Raw genomic sequence first — 18852 nt, forward strand, 5'->3', positions numbered from 1 at the left:
GTCAAATGCCCTAAACTACAACGCGGTCCCGATACGGTCCTGGTTGAGTGAAGGCCTGGTTTGCCCTACGCCGACACGCCAACGACCAAGGCAAGCGACCCAGAAATGACGGCAACGATCGCGCTGGTCGATGACGACCGTAACATCCTCACCTCCGTGTCGATCGCGCTGCAGACCGAGGGCTTCACCACGCGCCTATATTCGGACGGCGAGACCGCGCTCAAGGCACTGACCGATAATCCGCCCGACCTCGCGGTCTTCGACATCAAGATGCCGCGAATGGACGGACTCGAACTCCTCCGCCGGCTACGCGAGAAAAGCCAGATCCCGGTCATCTTCCTCACCAGCAAGGACGATGAGCTCGACGAGGCGCTAGGTCTTGCGATGGGCGCTGACGACTATATCGCCAAGCCATTCTCGCAACGACTGTTGATCGCCCGTATCCGTGCGATCCTGCGGCGGACCGAGCTCACGCAGTCACCGGGTACCGAGACCGAGGCTGACACGGTCGGGCCGCTCGATCGAGGGCGCCTCAGCATGGATCCGGCACGGCATCGGACGCTATGGGGGGGGGAGCCTGTGACATTGACCGTCACAGAGTTCATGATCCTCGAAACGCTCGCGCAGCGCCCGGGAATCGTCAAGACGCGCAACCAGCTGATGGATGCGGCGTATCAGGACGACATCTATGTCGACGACCGGACGATCGACAGCCACATAAAACGCCTTCGCCGAAAATTCAGGCAGGTCGATCCCGCCTTCGACGCTATCGAGACTTTATATGGTGCCGGGTATCGATTTTCTGAGGAATGAGCTGGGCGTCGACGGGCGTGACCTCACGTTGCGCTGGTCGGGACAGATCTCGCTCACGCGGCGCATCCTCGCGGTCAACATCTTCGCGCTGCTGCTGCTGGCAGGCGGGTTCTTCTATCTCGACTCGTATCGCAGCCGCGTCGTCGACAACCGCGTTGCGCAGACCGCGCGCGAAGCCCGCCTGATCGGGGAAGCGATCGGCGCGGTCGATCCCGCGTGGCGCGATCCGCTGGCGCTGAGACTTGCGCGAGATACGGGGTCGCGTATCCGGCTGTTCGACGGCGCAGGACGGACGATCGTCGACAGCCGTGGCTTAGGCCTGCGCAACTTCGTGCTGATGGACCCGGACAAGGAGGATTGGGACCAGACGGTCGCCCGGTTCCTGGACGCGGCGATCGACGTCATCGTGATGGCACCGCGTCCCCCGCTCTACCGCGAGCGTAGCGGTACGCAGCAATGGCCCGACGTGACCGCAGTCCGCGGACGAAGCATCGTGGCGACCACCGTGTGGCGCGCGCCCGATCGAACACCGGTGATCACTGCCGCGGCGCCGCTACCCGCGGGCGGCGTCGTGATGACCACGGTGAACGCGCGCGACATCACGAAGACGGTTCGGATCGAGCGGTTCCGGCTCAGCATGGTGCTGCTGGTCGTATCGATCGTCTCGGTCCTGCTGTCGCTGTTCCTCGCGCGGACGATCGTGCGGCCTCTGCGCCGGCTGGCCCGTGCGGCGGTCCGCGTGCGGCTTGGGCGCGCGCGCGAAGTGGTGGTCCCCCGCCTCCCGTCACGCCGCGACGAACTTGGCATGCTCGCCCGCGCGCTCTCCGACATGAGCCTTGCGCTTCGGGCGCGGATCGACGCGACCGAGGCGTTCGCGGCCGACGTCACGCACGAGATGAAGAACCCGCTCGCCTCGCTCCGGTCCGCGGTCGAGGGACTGTCGCGCGTCAAGGACCCGGCGCTCCAGGCGCAGTTGCTTGCGATCGTCCGCGACGACGTCCATCGGCTCGACCGACTGCTGTCGGACATCTCCGAAGCCTCGCGGCTCGATGCGCAGCTCAGCCGCGCCAAGTTCGAGCCGGTCGATATCACCGCGATGATCGAAGGACTGGTCGCGCAACGCGACGCGCGCGGTATCGAGCGCGGGATCCGCCTCAAATTCGATCGGAACCCCGATGACCGGACTATCGTGTTGGGCGAAGGCGCGCGACTCGAACGTGTGTTCGAGAATCTGATCGACAACGCCTTGTCCTTCTCACCCGACCGCGGGCTGATCGCGATCTCGGCGATCCCCGACCGAGACGATCTCGTCGTCCGCGTCGAGGACGAAGGCCCGGGCGTTCCCGAGGACGCGCGCGAGGACGTGTTCAAGCGGTTCCACTCGGTCCGTCCGGACAGCGAGACGTTCGGCCAGCATTCAGGGCTGGGCCTGGCGATCGCACGGACCATCGTCGACGGGCATCAGGGGTCCATCTTCGTCGAGTCGCGCGAAGACCGGCTTGGTGGCGCGCGGTTCGTCGTGCGGCTACCGCTCGCCGATCTGCCGTTGTAAGGACCGGACGTGGTTATCCCCTCCTCCGACCGGCTCCACGCCACCACCGTCGCGATCGACGGTATGGCGGTGATGATCGAGGGTGTCTCCGGGTCGGGGAAGTCGGATCTCGCGCTGCGCCTGATCGACCGTGGCGCGTCGCTGGTCAGCGACGACCAGACGCTCGTGGTGCGATCGGGCAAAATCCTGCTCGCGCGGGCGCCAGCGACGATCGCCGGCCGGATCGAAGTCCGCGGGTTGGGTATCCTTGCCATGCCGCACGTCGAGGACGTCCCCGTCGGCCTGCTCGTCCGCGTGGACGCCGCGATCGACCGCATGCCCGAGCGTCGCCTGCGACGCATCGCCGGGATCGACGTTCGCCAGGTCGCGATCGACCCGTTTCACGCCTCCGCACCGATCAAGGTCGAGCTGGCATTACGCAATCCGGAGCCCCTAGCATGACCTGTTTGCCATGATCCGGCCCAAGGACATCCTGCTCGTCACCGGCATGTCGGGGGCAGGCAAGTCGACCGTCCTCAAGACGCTGGAGGATATCGGCTGGGAGGTCGTCGACAATCTCCCGCTGCTGTTGCTCGACCGCCTGCTCGACGCGCCGCTTCCCGAAGGGTCGACCGACGATTCGCAACCGCTGGCAATCGGCATCGGCGCCAGGACGCGCGATTTCGATCCCGAACGCATCGTCCGGCGGATCCGCGACCTGCGCGATCGCCACGGTCTTGAGATCGGCATGCTGTTCCTCGATTGTTCGGGGGCCGAACTCGAACGCCGTTATTCCGAGACGCGCCGTCGCCACCCGCTCGCGCTTGATCGTCCCGCGAACGACGGCATCGGCCGCGAGCGCGAATTGCTCGCGCCGTTGCGCGACTGGGCGAACCGGCTGATCGACACCACCGACATGGCGGCGAACGAACTCGCGCAACAGATCCGCGCGAGCTTTGCCGGCGATGGACTTGGCGAGCCGACGTTGTCGATCCGCTCGTTCGGGTTCGCCCGCGGGCTGCCGCGCAACGCCGACCTGGTGTTCGACATGCGCTTCCTCCGCAACCCGCACTGGGACGCGGCGCTCCGTCCCGGTACCGGGCTCGACGCCGACGTTGCCGCCTACATCATCGACGATCCCGCCTATGAAGCCGCGGTGAGCCGGATCGAGGAGCTGCTGATGCTGTTGCTCCCGCGCTATCGGGCGGAGGGCAAGTCCTACGTCACGGTCGCATTCGGATGTACCGGAGGGAGACACCGGTCGGTCCATGTCGCCGACCGTGTTGCCCGACGGTTGCGCGAGGCCGGATTTTCGCCCACTATCATGCACCGCGACCTCGGGGCCGCACCGCAGGATGCGCTCGAGGGATCGCCAGTCGTCTTATGAGTATGAAACGCTGATATGATCGGCCTTGTTCTGGTAACGCACGGCCGATTGGCCGAGGAATTCGTTCGCGCGATGATTCACGTGGTTGGCCCGCAAGAGCGCGTCGCGACGATCTCGATCGGTCCCGACGACGACATGGAGAGCCGCCGCGCGGACATCGCCGCCGCGATCCAGGAGGTCGATGTCGGCCGCGGCGTGATCGTGCTGACGGACCTGTTTGGCGGCACCCCGTCCAATCTCGCCATCTCGCTGATGGAGCGCGGCCGGATCGAGGTGATCGCGGGGATGAACCTGCCGATGCTGATCCGGCTCGGCTCCGCGCGCAAGGCGATGACCGTCGTTGCAGCCGTGGCGGCGGCGCGCGAGGCGGGTCGCAAATATATCTCGGTCGCGTCCGAGGTTCTTGGCGAGGCGGCCGCGTGAGCGCGGTCTCGCGCACCGTCCAGATCACCAATCGGCGTGGGCTGCACGCGCGTGCCAGCGCCAAGTTCGTCACGCTTGCCTCGTCGCACGCAGTCGAGGTGAGCGTGACGAAGGACGGATCCGACCACGTCACCGGCACGTCGATCATGGGTCTGATGATGCTCGGTGCGGCAATGGGCGACGCCATCACGATCAGCGCGAACGGCGATGGTGCCGAGCATACGGTCGCAGCGCTGGCCGAACTGGTCGAGGCGAAGTTCGGCGAGGAGTGACGATCTTCCCCCTGCCGCTTGCGGGAGGGGTCTGGGGCGGGCATGAGCGACCCCGTGCTTACAAATCCATATGCCACGCGGACGCCGGCCTAGATGCCCCGCGAGATCACCGCCTTTTCCAACCCGCTGATCAAATATGTCCGCGACCTGCGCGACAAGCGACATCGGCGCGCCGCAAGGCAGTTCCTCGCCGAGGGTCTGCGGATCCTCACCGAAGCGCGCGAGACCGGCCGCCTGCCCCGCACGCTGTTCTATGCCGCCGCCAGCGCCAACCACCCGCTCGTCCACGCGCTGTCGATGGACGTCGAGGAGGCCGGCGGCGAGTCGATCCAGACCACGCCGGATATCCTCTCGAAGCTGTCGGGCAAGGACAACCCGCAGGCCGTGGTCGGCGTGTTCGACGAGTTCGACGCCAGACTCGAAGACCTAGACCGGAACAGCGCGGGCATCTGGCTGGTCGCCGAGCGGCTGCGCGATCCGGGTAATCTGGGCACGATCCTGCGGACCGGCGATGCGGTCGGTGCCGGCGGGCTGATCCTGATCGGCGAGTCGGTCGATCCGTTCTCGGTCGAGGCGGTCCGCGCGAGCATGGGCGCGCTGTTCACGATTCCCGTCGTGAAGACCGAATGGGCACCGTTCCAGAACTGGCTGCGCGCCGGCCCGGGCCAGCTGGTCGGGTTGAGCCTCGATACCGATACCGATTACCGCGCCGCCACCTATACCGGCCCGACCTTCCTGCTCACCGGCAACGAAGCCCAGGGCATGCCGCCCGAAATGGCCGAGGCGTGCGACGTGCTGGTCAAGATCCCGATGCTCGGCAAGGCGGACAGCCTGAACGCGGCGGTCGCGACAGCGGTGATGGCCTATGAAGTGCTGGCCCGGCAGGAAAAATCCACAACGTCGGCCTGAACCGTCGAATCACGCCCGATTGGCGATGCTTAGCGACTCCGGTTCAGCTAAGAGAGAGCTGCGGCGTGCGAGAGCGTCGGCGAGTTACTGTAAGACAGGATGAGTATGGCGCGCGGTTTGGACGATGGACGAGTGAAGACCGGCATGATCCGGTCGGCGATCACGGCTGCCGCGACGCCGCTGCTGATGGCAACGCCGCTGTTCGCACAACAGGTTACCCCACCGGCGGTGACGCCGACGGTGCCGATGGCCGTGCCGACGCTTGCGCCGCCAGTCATCACCGTGCCGCCGCTGAGCGACGCGCAGGCAACGCTGCTCGACAAGCTGCTCAACGGCGACATCGTCGCGCAGGGCCTCAAGTCCGCCGCGACCGCATCGACCACCGCGCCGACCAAGCAGGAGCTCGTTCGCGCCGCGCTTGACCATGCGCGCGCCGTCCATGCGGGCCGTCTCAGCGAGGCTGATTTCCAGAAGGATTGGGGCCTGCGCCCACCGACGTATGACCCGACCCCGGCGTTCGCCGATGCGGTCCGGCTCGATCGGATCGCGGCGTGGTTCGCATCGTTGCCGCCCCCCTATGCCGGCTATGATGGCCTACGAAAGGGCCTGCAGAACTACCGCTCGATCGCGGCGGCCGGGGGCTGGTCGCCGCTGGCTTCCGGCCCCGATTTCACGATCGGCGCAAGCGGCGCGCGCGTTCTGGCGCTGCGCAAGCGGCTTGCGGTCGAGGACAAGGACGTCTCGACCAGCGGCGACACGTTCGATGCCGCGCTGCTCGACGCAGTCCGTCGTGCGCAGCGACGCTATGGCCTGAACCCCAGCGGGATCGTCTCGACGCAGACGCTCGCGGCGCTGAACGTATCAGCGACCGATCGCGTACGCCAGATCATGGCGAACATGGAGCGCTGGCGCTGGCTGCCGCAGGACCTGCCGCGCGACCGGATCCAGGTGAACATCGCGGCAGCCGTGCTCACCGTGTTCGACGGTGACACGCCCGTGCAGTCGATGCGCGCGGTCACCGGGCGGCCGGGCGACGAGACGCCGATGCTGTCGTCGACGATCCACAGCATCGTCATCAACCCGCCCTGGAACGTGCCGACCTCGATCGCCACCAAGGAGCTGTGGCCCAAGGAGCGCGCCAACCCAGGCTATTTCAAGCGCAACGGCTTCAAGGTGATTGGCGGCACGCGGTTGCAGCAACAGGCGGGCGACCAAAGCGCGCTCGGCCGGTTCAAGTTCGACTTCCCGAACGACTATTCGGTGTATCTGCATGACACGCCGAGCCGCGCGAAATTCGCCAGCTTCAGCCGGCTTTCGAGCCATGGCTGCGTACGCCTTGAAAAGCCTGCGGAACTAGCCGACCTGCTGCTGAAGGGCGATCCGACCTGGACCCCCGAAATGGTCGATGCCGCGGTTGCTAAGGGCGACACGGTCCGGGCGCAACTGGTCAAGCCGGTGTCGGTCTATCTGCTCTACTGGACCGCGTTCGCCAGCGGCAACGGCCAGATGAACTTCCGCGCCGATCCCTATGACTGGGACGGCATCCTCGCCTCCAAGATCGAGGCGCGCACCGCACGCCAGACGCTCGCTGCTCGCTGAGAGGATACGACATGACGATTTCCACCCGTACCCGCACTGCCATCGCCGGTGCACTGCTCGCCGCAATGGCGCTGGCCGGCTGCTCGCGCTCCGAGCCTGAACAGCCGCCCACGGACGTCAACATGGTCGAGGATACCGGCGTGACCGAGACCGAGGCGGCCCCTGCCCCGGTCGAGGCAGCGCCGGTTGAAGCGGCGCCGGCTGCGCCCGCGGTGGTCGAACCGCCGGTCGAAAAGCCGATTGCGCCGGACGAGCAGATGCTCGACGATGCCGATGCGACGGGCATGACTGCGCGTGTGACGCGGGATGAGGCACCGGCCGAGAACGAGGTCGAAGCCGAGCCGCAACAGTAATTGACCCTAGAATCCTCCCCCGCCAGGGGGAGGTGGCAGGCGCAGCCTGACGGAGGGGGCGGTAAGGGAAACCGCTGTTCCGTATCCTCCCCCTCCGTCACCTTCGGTGCCACCTCCCCCGTGCGGGGGAGGATCGGAAGATTATGCGGTCATCGCTGCCATCACCCGGTCGCGCAGTTCGACCGGGCAGATCAGCAGGTCGGGCATGTAGACATCCCGACAATTATACACGAGCGGCGAGCCATCGATCCGGCTGCAATGCAGGCCGTACGCCGCGGCGACCGCGACCGGGGCGGCCGAGTCCCACTCATATTGGCCGCCCGAGTGGAGGTAGATGTCCGCCTCGCCGCGGATCACCGCCATCGCCTTCGCACCCGCCGACCCCATCGGGATCAGCGTCGCACCCAAGACCTCGGCGACCTTCACCGCCTCGGGCGCCGGGCGCGTGCGGCTGACGACCATCCGCAGCGGATCGCCCGGTGGTGGCACCGGTGCGGGCCGGTCGGAGCGCAGGACCAGACCCAGCCCCGGCAATGCGACCGCGCCGACCGTCGCGACACCGTCGATCGCGAGCGCGACATGCACCGCCCAGTCGTCGCGCGCCTCGCCATATTCGCGCGTGCCGTCGACCGGATCAACGATCCATACGCGCGACATATCGGTCCGCGTGCCGTCGCATTTGCGCTCTTCGGACAACAAACCATCATGTGGCCGCGCATCGCGAAGCGCGTGGACAAGGAACGCGTTGGCCGTCTCGTCGCCAGCCTTGCCCAGCGCCCCCGGCGAAAACACGCCCGACCGCCGTACTTCGAGCAGCAACCGCCCCGCCGTCTCAGCCAGATGCGCGGCGAGTTCGCCGTCCGTCATCGCGCTCATGGGATGAGCATCGCAACGATCGCGTCAGCCGCCTCGTCGGGGGTCATCCCCGTCGTATCGATCCGGATCTCCGGGTTCGCCGGCGCCTCATAGGGGGAGTCGATCCCGGTGAAGTTGGCGAGCTTGCCCGCGCGCGCCTTGGCATACAGCCCCTTAACGTCGCGCCGTTCGGCCTCCGCCAGCGGCGTGTCGATATGCACCTCGATGAACTCACCGGGTGCCATCATCTGCCGCACCATCTCGCGTTCCGCGCGGAACGGCGAGATGAACGCGGTGATCACGATCAGCCCCGCATCGGTCATCAGCTTGGCGACCTCGCCGACACGGCGGATATTCTCCACCCGGTCGGCATCGGTAAAGCCGAGATCGCGGTTGAGACCGTGGCGGACATTATCGCCGTCGAGTAGGAACGTGTGCCGGTTCATCCGGGCGAGCTTCATCTCGACCAGATTGGCGATCGTCGACTTGCCCGCGCCGGACAGACCGGTGAACCACAGCACCGCCGCCTTCTGGTTCTTGAGCCCCGCATGCGCCTCACGACCGATATCGGTCGCCTGCCAGTGCACGTTCTGCGCGCGCCGGAGCGAGAAATGCAGCATCCCCGCCGCGACCGTCGTGTTGGTGATCTTGTCGACGAGGATGAAGCCACCGAGTTGGCGGTTGTCGGCATAGGGCTCGAACACCAGCGGCCGGTCGGTCGAGATGTTGCCGACGCCGATCGCATTCAGTTCGAGCGTCTTGGCAGCAAGCCGCTCCATCGTGTTGACATTAATCTGGTATTTTGGCTGCTGGACGGTCGCCGTCACGGTCTGCGTCGCGAGCTTCAGCCAATAGGGGCGCCCCGGCAGCATGGCGTCATCGGCCATCCAGACGATCGTCGCCTCGAACTGATCGGCCGCCTCGGGCGGCGACTCCGCGGCGACGATCACGTCGCCGCGTGAACAGTCGATCTCGTCCGCCAGCGTCACCGTCACCGATTGCCCTGCCACCGCGCGCGGCAGGTCGCCACCGAACGCGACGACGCGCGCGATCGTCGACGTCCGGCCGCCGGGCAGGATGCGCACCGCATCGCCGGGCGCGATGGACCCGCTCGCGACGAGCCCCGAGAATCCGCGGAAGTCGAGATTGGGGCGGTTCACCCACTGGACGGGCATTCGGAACGCGCCCGCCTGATCCTCGCTGACGTCGAGCGTCACCGTGTCGAGATGGTCGATCAACGTCGGCCCGTCATACCAGGGCGTCTGCGCGCTCGACGCCGTGATGTTGTCGCCCTTGAACCCCGAGATCGGCATCGGCGTGAACGCCGCGATCCCGATCGACTCCGCAAACGCCGCATAGTCCGCGACGATCCGGTCGTAGGTCGCCTGGTCGTAGCCGACGAGGTCCATCTTGTTCACCGCGAGCACTAGGTGTCGGATGCCGATCAGGTGCGCGAGATAGCTGTGCCGCTTGGTCTGCGTCAGGATGCCCTTGCGCGCATCGACCAGGATCACCGCGAGATCCGCGGTCGACGCGCCGGTGATCATGTTGCGCGTATACTGCTCATGCCCGGGCGTATCGGCGACGATGAACTTGCGCTTCTCGGTCGAGAAATAGCGGTACGCGACGTCGATCGTGATGCCCTGTTCGCGCTCGGCGGCAAGCCCGTCGACCAGCAGCGCGAAGTCGATCTCGCCGCCTTGCGTGCCGAGCTTCTTCGAATCGCTCTCCAGCGCGGCGAGCTGATCCTCGAAGATCATCTTAGAATCGTAAAGCAACCGCCCGATAAGCGTCGACTTTCCGTCGTCCACCGATCCACAGGTGATGAACCGCAACAGGCTCTTGTGTTGATGCTGGAGCAGATAGCCGTCGATGTCCTCGGCGATGATGTCCTGCACCTGATAGGCGGACTCGTGCGCGCGCGTTGCCATCAGAAATAGCCCTCCTGCTTCTTCTTCTCCATGCTGGCCGAGCCCGCGTCGCGGTCGATCGCGCGGCCCTGGCGTTCGCTGGTGGTGGTCAGCAGCATCTCCTGAATCACCGACGACAGGCTCGCCGCCTCGCTCTCGACCGCGCCCGTCAGCGGGTAGCAGCCGAGCGTGCGGAAGCGGATTGAGCGTTCGACTGGCACCTCGCCCGGCTCAAGTCGGAAGCGATCGTCGTCGACCATCAGCAGCATCCCGTCGCGCTCGACGGTCGGGCGCGGCGCCGCGAAATAGAGCGGGACGATCGGAATGTCCTCGAGCTGGATATATTGCCAGACGTCGAGTTCGGTCCAGTTCGAGATCGGGAAGACGCGGATGCTCTCGCCCTTCGCCTTGCGCGCGTTGTAGAGGTTCCAGAGTTCGGGACGCTGCTGCTTCGGGTCCCAGCGGTGATGTGCCGCGCGGAACGAGAAGACGCGCTCCTTCGCACGGCTCTTCTCCTCGTCGCGTCGCGCGCCGCCGAACGCCGCATCGAACCCGTGCAGATCGAGCGCCTGCTTCAGCCCCTCGGTCTTCCACATATCGGTGTGCAGCGCGCCATGGTCGAACGGGTTGATCCCGCGCGCCTCGGCCTCGGGGTTCTTGTAGACGAGCAGTTCCATGCCGCTCTCCGCCGCCATCCGGTCACGCAGGTCGTACATCGCCTTGAACTTCCACGTCGTGTCGACGTGGAGCAGCGGGAATGGCGGGGGCGACGGGTAGAAGGCCTTCCGCGCGAGATGCAGCATCACCGCGGAATCCTTGCCGACGCTGTACAGCATCACCGGGCGCTCGCACTCGGCGACCACCTCGCGCAGGATATGAATGCTCTCCGCCTCGAGCCGCTGGAGGTGCGTGAGCGACACGGGCGGGGCTTGTTCGGAGTTCGTCATCCCGTCGAAGGTAGGGGGTCGGGGCGGCGCGTACAGCATCGTATTTCTCGCCCGCCCCCAAGATCGGGCATCACCCCCCTGCCGGATCCATCATCAGCGGGGCGTGTCGATCGACCAGCGTCGTGCTGGCGGCATTGAGGCCGATCACCTCGACCTCGCGGCCGTGGCGGCGCAGCTTGGCGACCACGTCCTGCAACGCCGCCACTGCAGTGACGTCCCAGAGATGCGCGGCGGTCAGGTCGATCCGGACGGCGCGCGCCGTTTCGCGCAGGTCGAACCGGTCGGCGAAGATATCGGCGCTGGCGAAGAAGATCTGGCCGCTTACCCGGTAGATACGCGTGTCGCTTGCCACGTCGTGATCGATGTCGACGTCCATCAGCCGCGTGACCTTCCATGCGAAGAACACGCCGCTGAGCAGGACGCCGACGCCGACGCCGAGCGACAGGTCGTGCGTCGCGACGGTGACGACGACGGTGGCGACCATTACCACGCTCGACATCTTCGGGTGCCGCGCGAGATCGCGCAGCGAGCCCCAGGAGAAGGTGCTGATCGACACCATGATCATGATCGCGACGAGCGCCGCGACGGGCACCTGCGCGACCCACGGCCGCAGCGGCACCATGACGACGAGCAGGAACATGCCCGCGACCATCGTCGAGATCCGCCCGGTGCCGCCATAGCGGACGTTGCCGACCGTCTGGCCGATCATCCCGCACCCGGCGATGCCGCCGAACGCGCCCGCCGCGATGTTGGCAAGGCCGAGCCCGGTGCACTCGCGCGCCTTCGAGCTGGTCGTCTCGGTCAGTTCGTCGACCACGCTCGCGGTCATCATCGATTCGAGCAGCCCGACCGGTGCCATTGCGAACGCATAGGGCGCGACGATCCGCAGCGTGTCCCACGACAGCGGGACGTCCGGCAGGCCGAACGACGGTAGCGAATCCGGCAAGCGGCCGAGATCGCCGACGGTCTTGAGCGGCATCGGGAACCACATCGCGATCGCGGTCAGCACGACGATGCAGATCAGCGGCGACGGTATCGCGCTGGAGATGCGCGGCACGAGGTAGATGATCGCGAGGCCCCCGGCGATCATCGCATAGGCCTGCCAGCTGACGCCGACCATCTGCGGCACCTGCGCCGAGAAGATCAGGATCGCGAGCGCGTTGACGAAGCCGGCATGGACCGACTTCGAGACGAACCGCATCAGCACGTCGAGCTTGGCGAGCCCGAACGCGATCTGGAGCGCGCCCGCGAGCATCGTCGCGACGAGCAGATATTGCAGCCCGTGCGCGTGGACGAGCGCGGCGGCGACGAGCGCGACGGAGCCTGCCGCGCCGGAGATCATGGCGGGGCGTCCGCCGGCAAAGGCGATGACGATGCCGATCACGAACGAGGCGAACAGGCCGACCTCGGGATCGATTCCGGCGACGAAGGAGAAGGCGATGACTTCGGGGATCAGCGCAAACGTGCCCACCATGCCGGCGAGAACGTCACGGCGCGCAGCCGTCGGGCCGCTGAACCATTCGGCCCGGTAACGAGAAAGTGATGTCATATGTGTATCCGCAAAGGACGCAAGAACCGCGGCGAGTGCGCGGGCGGTTCTGTAACAAAGGCGTCGGTGCGTTGTCCGGCGGATCGGCGGCCGGAATAGCCACCCGGAATTGCACCGGGTCCAAGCGAGTGCGTGCCGATTAGCTTCATTGGTGCTGCATTGCAACATCACCAGCTGCTTATTCCTGTCGGCCGTCATCCTGACGACAGTCAGGACCCAGGGTTACAGGACGCGCCACTCTTGGCTCTGGGTCCTGACGTTCGTCAGGATGACGGGAGGGAAGCGCGGCCTGTTGGACCGATCCACGACCTCGGCGCCTTCATCGTTGCCTGCATCAGCGACGTCTCATAATCGACGGGAAAGCCTCCTCCTACGCCTCCGTCATCCTGATGAAAGTCAGGATCCAGAGTTACAGGACGCGTCGCTCCCGGCTCTGGGTCCTGACGTTCGTCAGGATGACGGGAGGTGAGTACGGCTCAAGTGAACAAATCCACGACCTCGGCCCCCTCGCCTACCGCCTGCAACAGCAATGTCCGGTGGCAATGACAGGGATCGCGTTCGTAGCAGAGCAACGCGCTCGGCTTCTCCGCCGCGAGCCCCAGCATGATCGCCGCCTGCGCCTGTGCCTCGGGGAGTTCGAGTTGCTCGTCGTACACCGCGGTCAGCGTCGCGACGTCGCCCTTCTTCGCCGCATCGCGCCCGCGCTTCGGCGTGCCCAACGCCTTCAGATGCGTGTAATCGATCCCCGCCTCACGCAGCGACGCCGCGAGCGAGGTCTTCGAGAACCCCGGCCGGCGCGACAGGGGGAGCGCGCGGACGTCGATCACGCGCTCCACCCCGGCCCGCGTCAGCGCCGAGAGAAAGTCCGTCATCGTGGTGGCTTCATAGCCGATCGTGAAGATCTTCATCGGGACGAAGTGGGATTGCCCCGCCGACGCGACAACCGCCAACACGACAGGCACTGACACGACAGGCGTCCCGCGCTATCTGACCGGAATGACCCACGATATCCATGTTATCGGCGGCGGCCTCGCCGGTTCCGAAGCCGCCTGGCAGCTCGCCGAGGCCGGCCTCAAGGTGCGCCTCTCCGAAATGCGCGGCAGCGGCGAAGCCACGCCCGCGCACCAGACTGACGGCCTCGCCGAACTCGTCTGCTCGAACAGCTTCCGCTCGGACGATGCCGAGAGCAACGCGGTCGGCCTGCTCCACCAGGAACTGCGCACGCTCGGCTCGCTGATCATGCGCCAGGCGGACATCCACCGCGTCCCCGCGGGCTCCGCGCTCGCGGTCGACCGCGACAATTTCTCGAACAGCGTCACCGAGGCGATCGACCAGCACCCGAACATTACGCTCGTCCGCGAGCGCATCGACGCGCTGCCCGACGGCCCGACGATCATCGCCACCGGCCCGCTCACCGGCGCATCGCTCGCCGCCGGGATCGGCGCGGAAACCGGGCGCGAGGCGCTCGCCTTCTTCGACGCGCTCGCGCCGATCGTCCACCGCGATTCGATCGACATGGACACCGCGTGGTTCGCGTCGCGCTGGGACAAGGGTGAGGGCAAGGATTACATCAACTGCCCGATGGACAAGGACCAGTATCTCGCCTTCCACCAGGGTCTGGTCGATGGCGAGAAGACGCCGTTCAAGGACTGGGAGAAGGACACACCCTATTTCGACGGCTGCATGCCGATCGAGGTCATGGCCGAACGCGGCGTCGACACGCTGCGCTATGGTCCGATGAAGCCCGTGGGCCTCGACAACCCCAAGACCGGGCGCTGGCCGCATGCCGTCGTCCAGCTGAGGCAGGACAATGCGCAAGGGACTCTTTGGAACATCGTCGGCTTCCAGACCAAGCTAAAGCATGCCGATCAGGTGCGGCTGTTCCGTACCATCCCCGGCCTCGAGAATGCCGAGTTCGCACGGCTGGGCGGGCTGCACCGCAACACGTTCATCCGCTCGCCCGAACTCCTCGACGAGACGCTGCGGCTGAAATCGCGCCCGAACATCCGCTTCGCCGGGCAGATCACCGGCTGCGAGGGCTATATCGAGAGCTGCGGGATCGGCATGCTGGCCGGGTTGTTCGCCGCGGCCGAACTGACCGGCAAGACGCTGACCCCGCCACCCTATGCGACCGCGCTCGGCGCGTTGCTGGGGCACATCACCGGCGGTGCGGAGGCCGAGACCTATCAGCCGATGAACGTCAATTTCGGCCTGTTCCCGCCGATCCCCGGCCGGACCAAGAAGACCGACCGCAAGAAGATGTACACCGATCGCGGTCGCGCAGCGCTCGCACAGTGGCTCAACTCTCCTCCGCAACAGCCTGAGCCGGCGGACATTTCGCCCGAATGGGCCCCTTCCGCTTGACCGCGGTCGTGGCGAATTCCGGGGCTGTCATCGCCCCGGATCTGTCGCGGTCCGCCTCGGCGAACTTGGTGGTCGCCTTTACCGCCCATTCGTCGAACGACAGCGTCCCGTCATTATTGACGTCGAGGCGGGCATAGGCCTTGCGCCGCTGGACGAGATATTCGTCGCGCGTGATCTTGGCATCGCGATCCTTGTCGTAGCGATCGAAACGCTTCTGCTCGCGCGTCTTCTCGGTCGCTTCGGGTGCTGCATCGGGCAGTGGGTCCCTGGCGACCGCTGCCTCGCCGACCTGCGAAACCGGCTGTGCGGGCAGCAGCGTTCCCGGCCGCGCGGTCCCGCTGAACATCATGAACCCCGCGACGATCACCGCGATCACCGCGATCCCGCCCGCCAGATATCGCCACATCATTGCCGCCCCCGCCTGCCAAGCGCATACGCTAAGCCTGCGACGCGACGATCCCCATCCGATTGGTCAGTATCCGGTCAATCTATGCCAGGCGAGGCGTCCGACCCGCTTGGGGCTGCCCGGTGGCGGCGATGACGTCGAGACATCGAACCGCGCGGTCAGTGCCATCGCCCCGAGCACCCGTGCCTGTTTCGGCCAGCGTCCCCCCGACATACGGTCGAACAGTCTGGCGGCTGCATCGCGCGCTACTGTGCGAGCGATCGGATCACTAAGGCGCGACGACAGATCCGCGAGTGCCCATATTCGTCCTGCCGCTTCTATTCGTGGATCGTCCACCGACAATAATCGGCCGGCTGCGACGAAAAGCCGCCCCCCCCTAGCAACCGCGAACCGATCGATCGCGGCTTCGTCGAGCACGTGTTCGAGCAATATCTCCCAACCGTCGGTCATCGCCGCGAGATCGGCACCCGAAACACCGGCCGAGATGACATCGGCATAGAGCGCCCGCAAGATCGGTTCCGGCGGCGGCGGTGCCTCGTCAAGTTTGCGGAGTGCCTCATACCACCAGGTCAACCGCATCTGCCCGACGATCGGCTCACGCGTCGATCGCACGATCGCGCCAAGCGTATCGTCGAGCGCGAACAGCGCCGTGAGCGCTGGCCTCTGCGTCGCCGCGGCGTAGGTGAGAGCCAAAGCCCATTCGGGATTGGCGGGTGAAGGAGACGGGATTTTAATCATGTGGGTCCAATCGGATTTATCGCGTCGTGCCGCAGAAGGCCACGGGATTGAACAGGATCGATTTCATGCGGGTGACAGCAGTGATCGGACGAGGCGCGCGGTCGGTGATCGGTCGGCTTGCACGCGACGAACGCGGCAACGTGCTGATCATTTCCGCCGTCGCGATCATCCCGATGCTTGCCATGATCGGCGGCGCGATCGATGCCAGCCGGCTGTACATGGCCCGCACCCGGCTCCAGCAGGCCTGCGATGCAGGCGCGCTGGCGGGCCGCAAGGCGATGGCGGACCAGAACGTGTTGACGACCGCGGAGAAGAACGTTGCCAAGAGTTTCTTCCGGTTCAACTTCCCGACATCGACCTATGGCGCGAGCGACATCGTCTCGAATTTCGTGCGCGGGCCGAGTATAGGAACGGTTGCCGGCACGGCTTCGATCGTCATGCCGACCACGATAATGCAATTCTTTGGTTACGGCACGGTCCCGATGGCCGTGACATGCGAATCCACGCTGTCGATCCCCAATACCGACGTGATGTTCGTCCTCGACGTGACCGGTTCGATGCTCGACATCCCCACTGGCGATACGCAGAGCAAGATCGACGGACTGAAACAGGCCGTGAAGGATTTCTACGCTGCCTTGGGGCCGGGTACCAGCGACGGGGCCGGCCGCGTTCGCTACGGCTTCATGCCGTATTCCAGCAACGTCAATGTCGGCAAGATCGTCTACGCGCTGAACCCCGCCTATATCGCTGGCGGAACGGGCGTCGAAAATGTCGAATATCGGACGCGCAAGGCCAATACCGTCGACATTCACATCCCCACCTACGGAACGGAATCGGGGCCGACAGGCGTGTCGCCAACGTCGAACACGTCGCCGTGGAGCTATTGGGCCGACACCGGCGGCACCGTCGCGGGAACAAGCCAGACGAACTGCGATACCAAGCCGTTGCCAAGCGGTGGCAGCGTCGCGAGCCCGACGGTCACGACACCGGGAGCGCGGGGGACCGCCAGCTATCCAAACACGTCTGTCTCCACGCCATACTCGTCCCAGCAGCAGACCGTGCAGACCCAATATCGATATGATTACCGCGAGACGGGCATCCTGTGGAACCGGAACCGGTTCTGCCAGCTGCAGTCGCAAACGCGGACGACGACCACGACGTCGACCTGGACCACCAATACGCCCGTCACCTGGAGGACGGAGAAGCAGTTCGCCTCCTGGAACTACGGCCAATGGCCGATCGACGTCTCAACGGTCGTACAGAAAGGCGCGGCAACCAATCCCACCTATTGGACGGGATTGGTCGGCAGCACCGCGCCGAACTTCAACGACCCGGGTTCCGTACCGACACCGCTGACGATCACTTGGGACGGATGCATCGAAGAGGCGAATACGCTCAACACGATCACGGCGACCGCGTCGCTGACCGCGCCCTCGGGCGCCTATGACCTCGATCCCGACCTTATACCCGACAGCGCCGAAAAACGCTGGAAGCCGTTCCTGCCCGCAATCCAGTTCCGGTCCGATAACCGCGACTGGCTGGGTCGGCAGTCGGGCTGGATCTCGAATGGCTTCGCCGTGTGCCCGCGCGAGGCCAGTGCGCTCGACAGATATGCGTCCGATTATATTGCGCTGACCAAAAGCTCGGTCCGATTCAATGCCTATGTCGATTCGCTGAGTGCGGTTGGCGGCACCTATCATGACATTGGCATGATCTGGGGTGCGCGCTTCCTGTCTCCCGACGGTATCTTCCGCGCGACGAACAGCGACGCCGTGGCGCCAGGCGGCTTCCAGGTGTCCAGGCATATCGTCTTCATGACCGACGGCACGCTCGATATCCGGCCGTACGCCAACGATCCGTGGGGCATCAACGACCTTCAGGCCAAGATCGCGCCGGTGAGCACGAACGAAACGGACCTGGAGGCGATCCACCGGCGAAGGACGAGCATCATCTGCAATGCCATGAAGGGGAAGGGCTTTACCATCTGGGTGGTCGGGTTCGGGTTATCGACGATGCCGACCGAACTGCAGGACTGCGCGACCGATAGCGCCCATTGGGCGCTGGCAAGCGACTCCGCGACGCTGCGGACCGAGTTTCAGAAGATCGCGCAGACGATCGGCGGGCTGCGGCTCTCGCAGTGATAGGCGTCGCCCCTCCCCGCCCGATCCGCACGCTCCTCCGCGCCCGCGAAGGCGCGACGGTCGTCGAATTCGCGCTGATCCTTCTCCCGGTCATGACGCTGATCATGGGGTCGCTCGATCTGGGCTATCAGGTATATCTGCGCGCCTTGACCACCGGGGCGGTAGAACGCGCTGCCAGGCGGGCCACCGTGGGCGGCCTGACCAGTGCGCAGATCACGGATGCCATTACGGAGGAAGTGCGTACGATCCTGCCGTCACCGGAACGAACCGACCCCGACGCCGTCAAGGTGTTCAAGACGAACTATTATAATTTTTCCAGCGTCGGCGGCGGCGAACGGATCACGGGCGATACCGCTCCGGTCGGGACCTATAACTCGACCGACTGTTACGAGGATCGAAACAACAACGGGCGTTACGATGCGACCGCTGGCGGCGCGGACGGATTGGGGGCGGCGGACGATATCGTCTATTATAACGTAACCGTAACGATCACCCGGCTGTTTCCGGTCGTCGCGCTGTTCGGCGCGTCTCCGACGATGACGATCGGGACCAAGACCCTGATCCGCAACCAGCCTTATGGGCAACAAACGGTACTAATCCGATGCTCCTGACGTCGCGCCCGGGCCGTAAGGTAGCAGATAGGCTCAAACGTTTC

The 18852-nt window shown here is 65.7% G+C and carries 19 protein-coding genes and 1 other annotated feature; of the genes, 12 read left to right on the forward strand and 7 right to left on the reverse strand.

What is annotated here, in order from left to right; all coding sequences use genetic code 11:
• The first annotated feature begins 105 nt into the window (after nucleotides 1-105).
• From ASF00_RS06610 to ASF00_RS06650, 9 genes are all read left to right on the forward strand, one after another.
• Nucleotides 106-813, forward strand: coding sequence for a response regulator transcription factor (locus ASF00_RS06610; protein ID WP_055877112.1), 708 nt, complete (start codon nucleotides 106-108; stop codon nucleotides 811-813).
• Nucleotides 782-2365, forward strand: coding sequence for a sensor histidine kinase (locus ASF00_RS06615; protein ID WP_055876057.1), 1584 nt, complete (start codon nucleotides 782-784; stop codon nucleotides 2363-2365). Before ASF00_RS06610 ends, ASF00_RS06615 begins: the two co-directional genes overlap by 32 nt.
• A 9-nt stretch (nucleotides 2366-2374) precedes the next feature.
• On the forward strand, nucleotides 2375-2806 hold the full coding sequence (locus ASF00_RS06620; protein ID WP_156348208.1) for an HPr kinase/phosphorylase: 432 nt from the start codon (nucleotides 2375-2377) through the stop codon (nucleotides 2804-2806).
• 10 nt (nucleotides 2807-2816) lie between these two features.
• On the forward strand, nucleotides 2817-3731 hold the full coding sequence (rapZ, locus tag ASF00_RS06625; protein WP_055876059.1) for an RNase adapter RapZ: 915 nt from the start codon (nucleotides 2817-2819) through the stop codon (nucleotides 3729-3731).
• Between the two features lie 15 nt (nucleotides 3732-3746).
• On the forward strand, nucleotides 3747-4154 hold the full coding sequence (locus ASF00_RS06630; RefSeq protein WP_055876062.1) for a PTS sugar transporter subunit IIA: 408 nt from the start codon (nucleotides 3747-3749) through the stop codon (nucleotides 4152-4154).
• Nucleotides 4151-4426 (forward strand): HPr family phosphocarrier protein, encoded by a 276-nt coding sequence (locus ASF00_RS06635; RefSeq protein ID WP_055876065.1) that lies wholly within the window; start codon nucleotides 4151-4153, stop codon nucleotides 4424-4426. The genes ASF00_RS06630 and ASF00_RS06635 overlap by 4 nt, the downstream gene beginning before the upstream one ends.
• A gap of 93 nt (nucleotides 4427-4519) precedes the next feature.
• On the forward strand, nucleotides 4520-5335 hold the full coding sequence (locus ASF00_RS06640; protein ID WP_055876068.1) for a TrmH family RNA methyltransferase: 816 nt from the start codon (nucleotides 4520-4522) through the stop codon (nucleotides 5333-5335).
• A 144-nt stretch (nucleotides 5336-5479) separates the two neighbouring features.
• Nucleotides 5480-6934 (forward strand): L,D-transpeptidase family protein, encoded by a 1455-nt coding sequence (locus tag ASF00_RS06645; RefSeq protein WP_055877117.1) that lies wholly within the window; start codon nucleotides 5480-5482, stop codon nucleotides 6932-6934.
• Nucleotides 6935-6945: 11 nt separating this feature from the next.
• Nucleotides 6946-7287, forward strand: coding sequence for a hypothetical protein (locus ASF00_RS06650; protein ID WP_055876071.1), 342 nt, complete (start codon nucleotides 6946-6948; stop codon nucleotides 7285-7287).
• Nucleotides 7288-7428: 141 nt separating this feature from the next.
• On the opposite strand, the gene ASF00_RS06655 is transcribed toward ASF00_RS06650, so the two are convergent.
• The 5 genes from ASF00_RS06655 to ASF00_RS06675 all read right to left on the reverse strand — a co-directional run bounded on the left by ASF00_RS06655 (nucleotide 7429) and on the right by ASF00_RS06675 (nucleotide 13456).
• A complete protein-coding gene (locus tag ASF00_RS06655) occupies nucleotides 7429-8154 on the reverse strand; it encodes a 3'(2'),5'-bisphosphate nucleotidase CysQ (RefSeq protein ID WP_443024391.1) in 726 nt (241 codons plus the stop codon).
• A 5-nt stretch (nucleotides 8155-8159) separates the two neighbouring features.
• On the reverse strand, nucleotides 8160-10073 hold the full coding sequence (cysN, locus tag ASF00_RS06660; protein WP_055876075.1) for a sulfate adenylyltransferase subunit CysN: 1914 nt from the start codon (nucleotides 10071-10073) through the stop codon (nucleotides 8160-8162).
• Nucleotides 10073-10999 (reverse strand): sulfate adenylyltransferase subunit CysD, encoded by a 927-nt coding sequence (gene cysD / locus ASF00_RS06665; protein WP_055876079.1) that lies wholly within the window; start codon nucleotides 10997-10999, stop codon nucleotides 10073-10075. Before cysD ends, cysN begins: the two co-directional genes overlap by 1 nt.
• 70 nt (nucleotides 11000-11069) lie before the next feature.
• Nucleotides 11070-12548, reverse strand: a complete 1479-nt coding sequence (locus ASF00_RS06670; RefSeq protein WP_055876082.1) for a SulP family inorganic anion transporter — start codon at nucleotides 12546-12548, stop codon at nucleotides 11070-11072.
• A 69-nt stretch (nucleotides 12549-12617) separates the two neighbouring features.
• Nucleotides 12618-12673, reverse strand: a sequence feature (sul1 is cis-regulatory element that is thought to sense ions involved in sulfur or methionine metabolism; They are found in Alphaproteobacteria).
• Nucleotides 12674-13024: 351 nt separating this feature from the next.
• A complete protein-coding gene (locus ASF00_RS06675) occupies nucleotides 13025-13456 on the reverse strand; it encodes a DUF488 domain-containing protein (protein ID WP_055876085.1) in 432 nt (143 codons plus the stop codon).
• Nucleotides 13457-13544: 88 nt separating this feature from the next.
• Here ASF00_RS06675 and trmFO point away from each other — a divergent pair, with 88 nt between their 5' ends.
• On the forward strand, nucleotides 13545-14912 hold the full coding sequence (gene trmFO, locus ASF00_RS06680; RefSeq protein WP_055876086.1) for a methylenetetrahydrofolate--tRNA-(uracil(54)-C(5))-methyltransferase (FADH(2)-oxidizing) TrmFO: 1368 nt from the start codon (nucleotides 13545-13547) through the stop codon (nucleotides 14910-14912).
• On the opposite strand, the gene ASF00_RS06685 is transcribed toward trmFO, so the two are convergent.
• The gene (locus tag ASF00_RS06685; protein WP_055877120.1) at nucleotides 14848-15318 is read right to left on the reverse strand and encodes an EF-hand domain-containing protein; all 471 of its coding nucleotides are present in this window, start codon (nucleotides 15316-15318) and stop codon (nucleotides 14848-14850) included. The genes trmFO and ASF00_RS06685 overlap by 65 nt on opposite strands.
• Nucleotides 15319-15384: 66 nt before the next feature.
• Entirely contained in the window at nucleotides 15385-16056 is a 672-nt protein-coding gene (locus ASF00_RS06690) for a squalene/phytoene synthase family protein (RefSeq protein ID WP_055876089.1), read from the reverse strand.
• Between the two features lie 65 nt (nucleotides 16057-16121).
• Here ASF00_RS06690 and ASF00_RS06695 point away from each other — a divergent pair, with 65 nt between their 5' ends.
• Together ASF00_RS06695 and ASF00_RS06700 are read left to right on the forward strand one after the other, a co-directional pair.
• Nucleotides 16122-18197, forward strand: coding sequence for a TadE/TadG family type IV pilus assembly protein (locus tag ASF00_RS06695; RefSeq protein WP_156348209.1), 2076 nt, complete (start codon nucleotides 16122-16124; stop codon nucleotides 18195-18197).
• A complete protein-coding gene (locus ASF00_RS06700; protein ID WP_235525654.1) occupies nucleotides 18194-18808 on the forward strand; it encodes a TadE/TadG family type IV pilus assembly protein in 615 nt (204 codons plus the stop codon). Before ASF00_RS06695 ends, ASF00_RS06700 begins: the two co-directional genes overlap by 4 nt.
• Nucleotides 18809-18852 lie beyond the last annotated feature (44 nt).

It is taken from the genome of Sphingomonas sp. Leaf34 (genome assembly GCF_001421805.1).
In the GTDB taxonomy this organism is placed as follows: domain Bacteria; phylum Pseudomonadota; class Alphaproteobacteria; order Sphingomonadales; family Sphingomonadaceae; genus Sphingomonas.

What these genes read in the sequence shown, in the direction of transcription:
- ASF00_RS06610 (WP_055877112.1), top strand. Translation starts at nt 106, where the DNA reads ATGACGGCAACGATCGCGCTGGTCGATGACGACCGTAACATCCTCACC.
- ASF00_RS06615 (WP_055876057.1), top strand. Translation starts at nt 782, where the DNA reads ATGGTGCCGGGTATCGATTTTCTGAGGAATGAGCTGGGCGTCGACGGG.
- rapZ (WP_055876059.1), top strand. Translation starts at nt 2,817, where the DNA reads ATGATCCGGCCCAAGGACATCCTGCTCGTCACCGGCATGTCGGGGGCA.
- ASF00_RS06630 (WP_055876062.1), top strand. Translation starts at nt 3,747, where the DNA reads ATGATCGGCCTTGTTCTGGTAACGCACGGCCGATTGGCCGAGGAATTC.
- ASF00_RS06640 (WP_055876068.1), top strand. Translation starts at nt 4,520, where the DNA reads ATGCCCCGCGAGATCACCGCCTTTTCCAACCCGCTGATCAAATATGTC.
- ASF00_RS06645 (WP_055877117.1), top strand. Translation starts at nt 5,480, where the DNA reads ATGATCCGGTCGGCGATCACGGCTGCCGCGACGCCGCTGCTGATGGCA.
- ASF00_RS06650 (WP_055876071.1), top strand. Translation starts at nt 6,946, where the DNA reads ATGACGATTTCCACCCGTACCCGCACTGCCATCGCCGGTGCACTGCTC.
- ASF00_RS06655 (WP_443024391.1), bottom strand. Translation starts at nt 8,154, where the DNA reads ATGACGGACGGCGAACTCGCCGCGCATCTGGCTGAGACGGCGGGGCGG.
- cysN (WP_055876075.1), bottom strand. Translation starts at nt 10,073, where the DNA reads ATGGCAACGCGCGCGCACGAGTCCGCCTATCAGGTGCAGGACATCATC.
- cysD (WP_055876079.1), bottom strand. Translation starts at nt 10,999, where the DNA reads ATGACGAACTCCGAACAAGCCCCGCCCGTGTCGCTCACGCACCTCCAG.
- ASF00_RS06670 (WP_055876082.1), bottom strand. Translation starts at nt 12,548, where the DNA reads ATGACATCACTTTCTCGTTACCGGGCCGAATGGTTCAGCGGCCCGACG.
- ASF00_RS06675 (WP_055876085.1), bottom strand. Translation starts at nt 13,456, where the DNA reads ATGAAGATCTTCACGATCGGCTATGAAGCCACCACGATGACGGACTTT.
- trmFO (WP_055876086.1), top strand. Translation starts at nt 13,545, where the DNA reads ATGACCCACGATATCCATGTTATCGGCGGCGGCCTCGCCGGTTCCGAA.
- ASF00_RS06685 (WP_055877120.1), bottom strand. Translation starts at nt 15,318, where the DNA reads ATGTGGCGATATCTGGCGGGCGGGATCGCGGTGATCGCGGTGATCGTC.
- ASF00_RS06690 (WP_055876089.1), bottom strand. Translation starts at nt 16,056, where the DNA reads ATGATTAAAATCCCGTCTCCTTCACCCGCCAATCCCGAATGGGCTTTG.
- ASF00_RS06695 (WP_156348209.1), top strand. Translation starts at nt 16,122, where the DNA reads ATGCGGGTGACAGCAGTGATCGGACGAGGCGCGCGGTCGGTGATCGGT.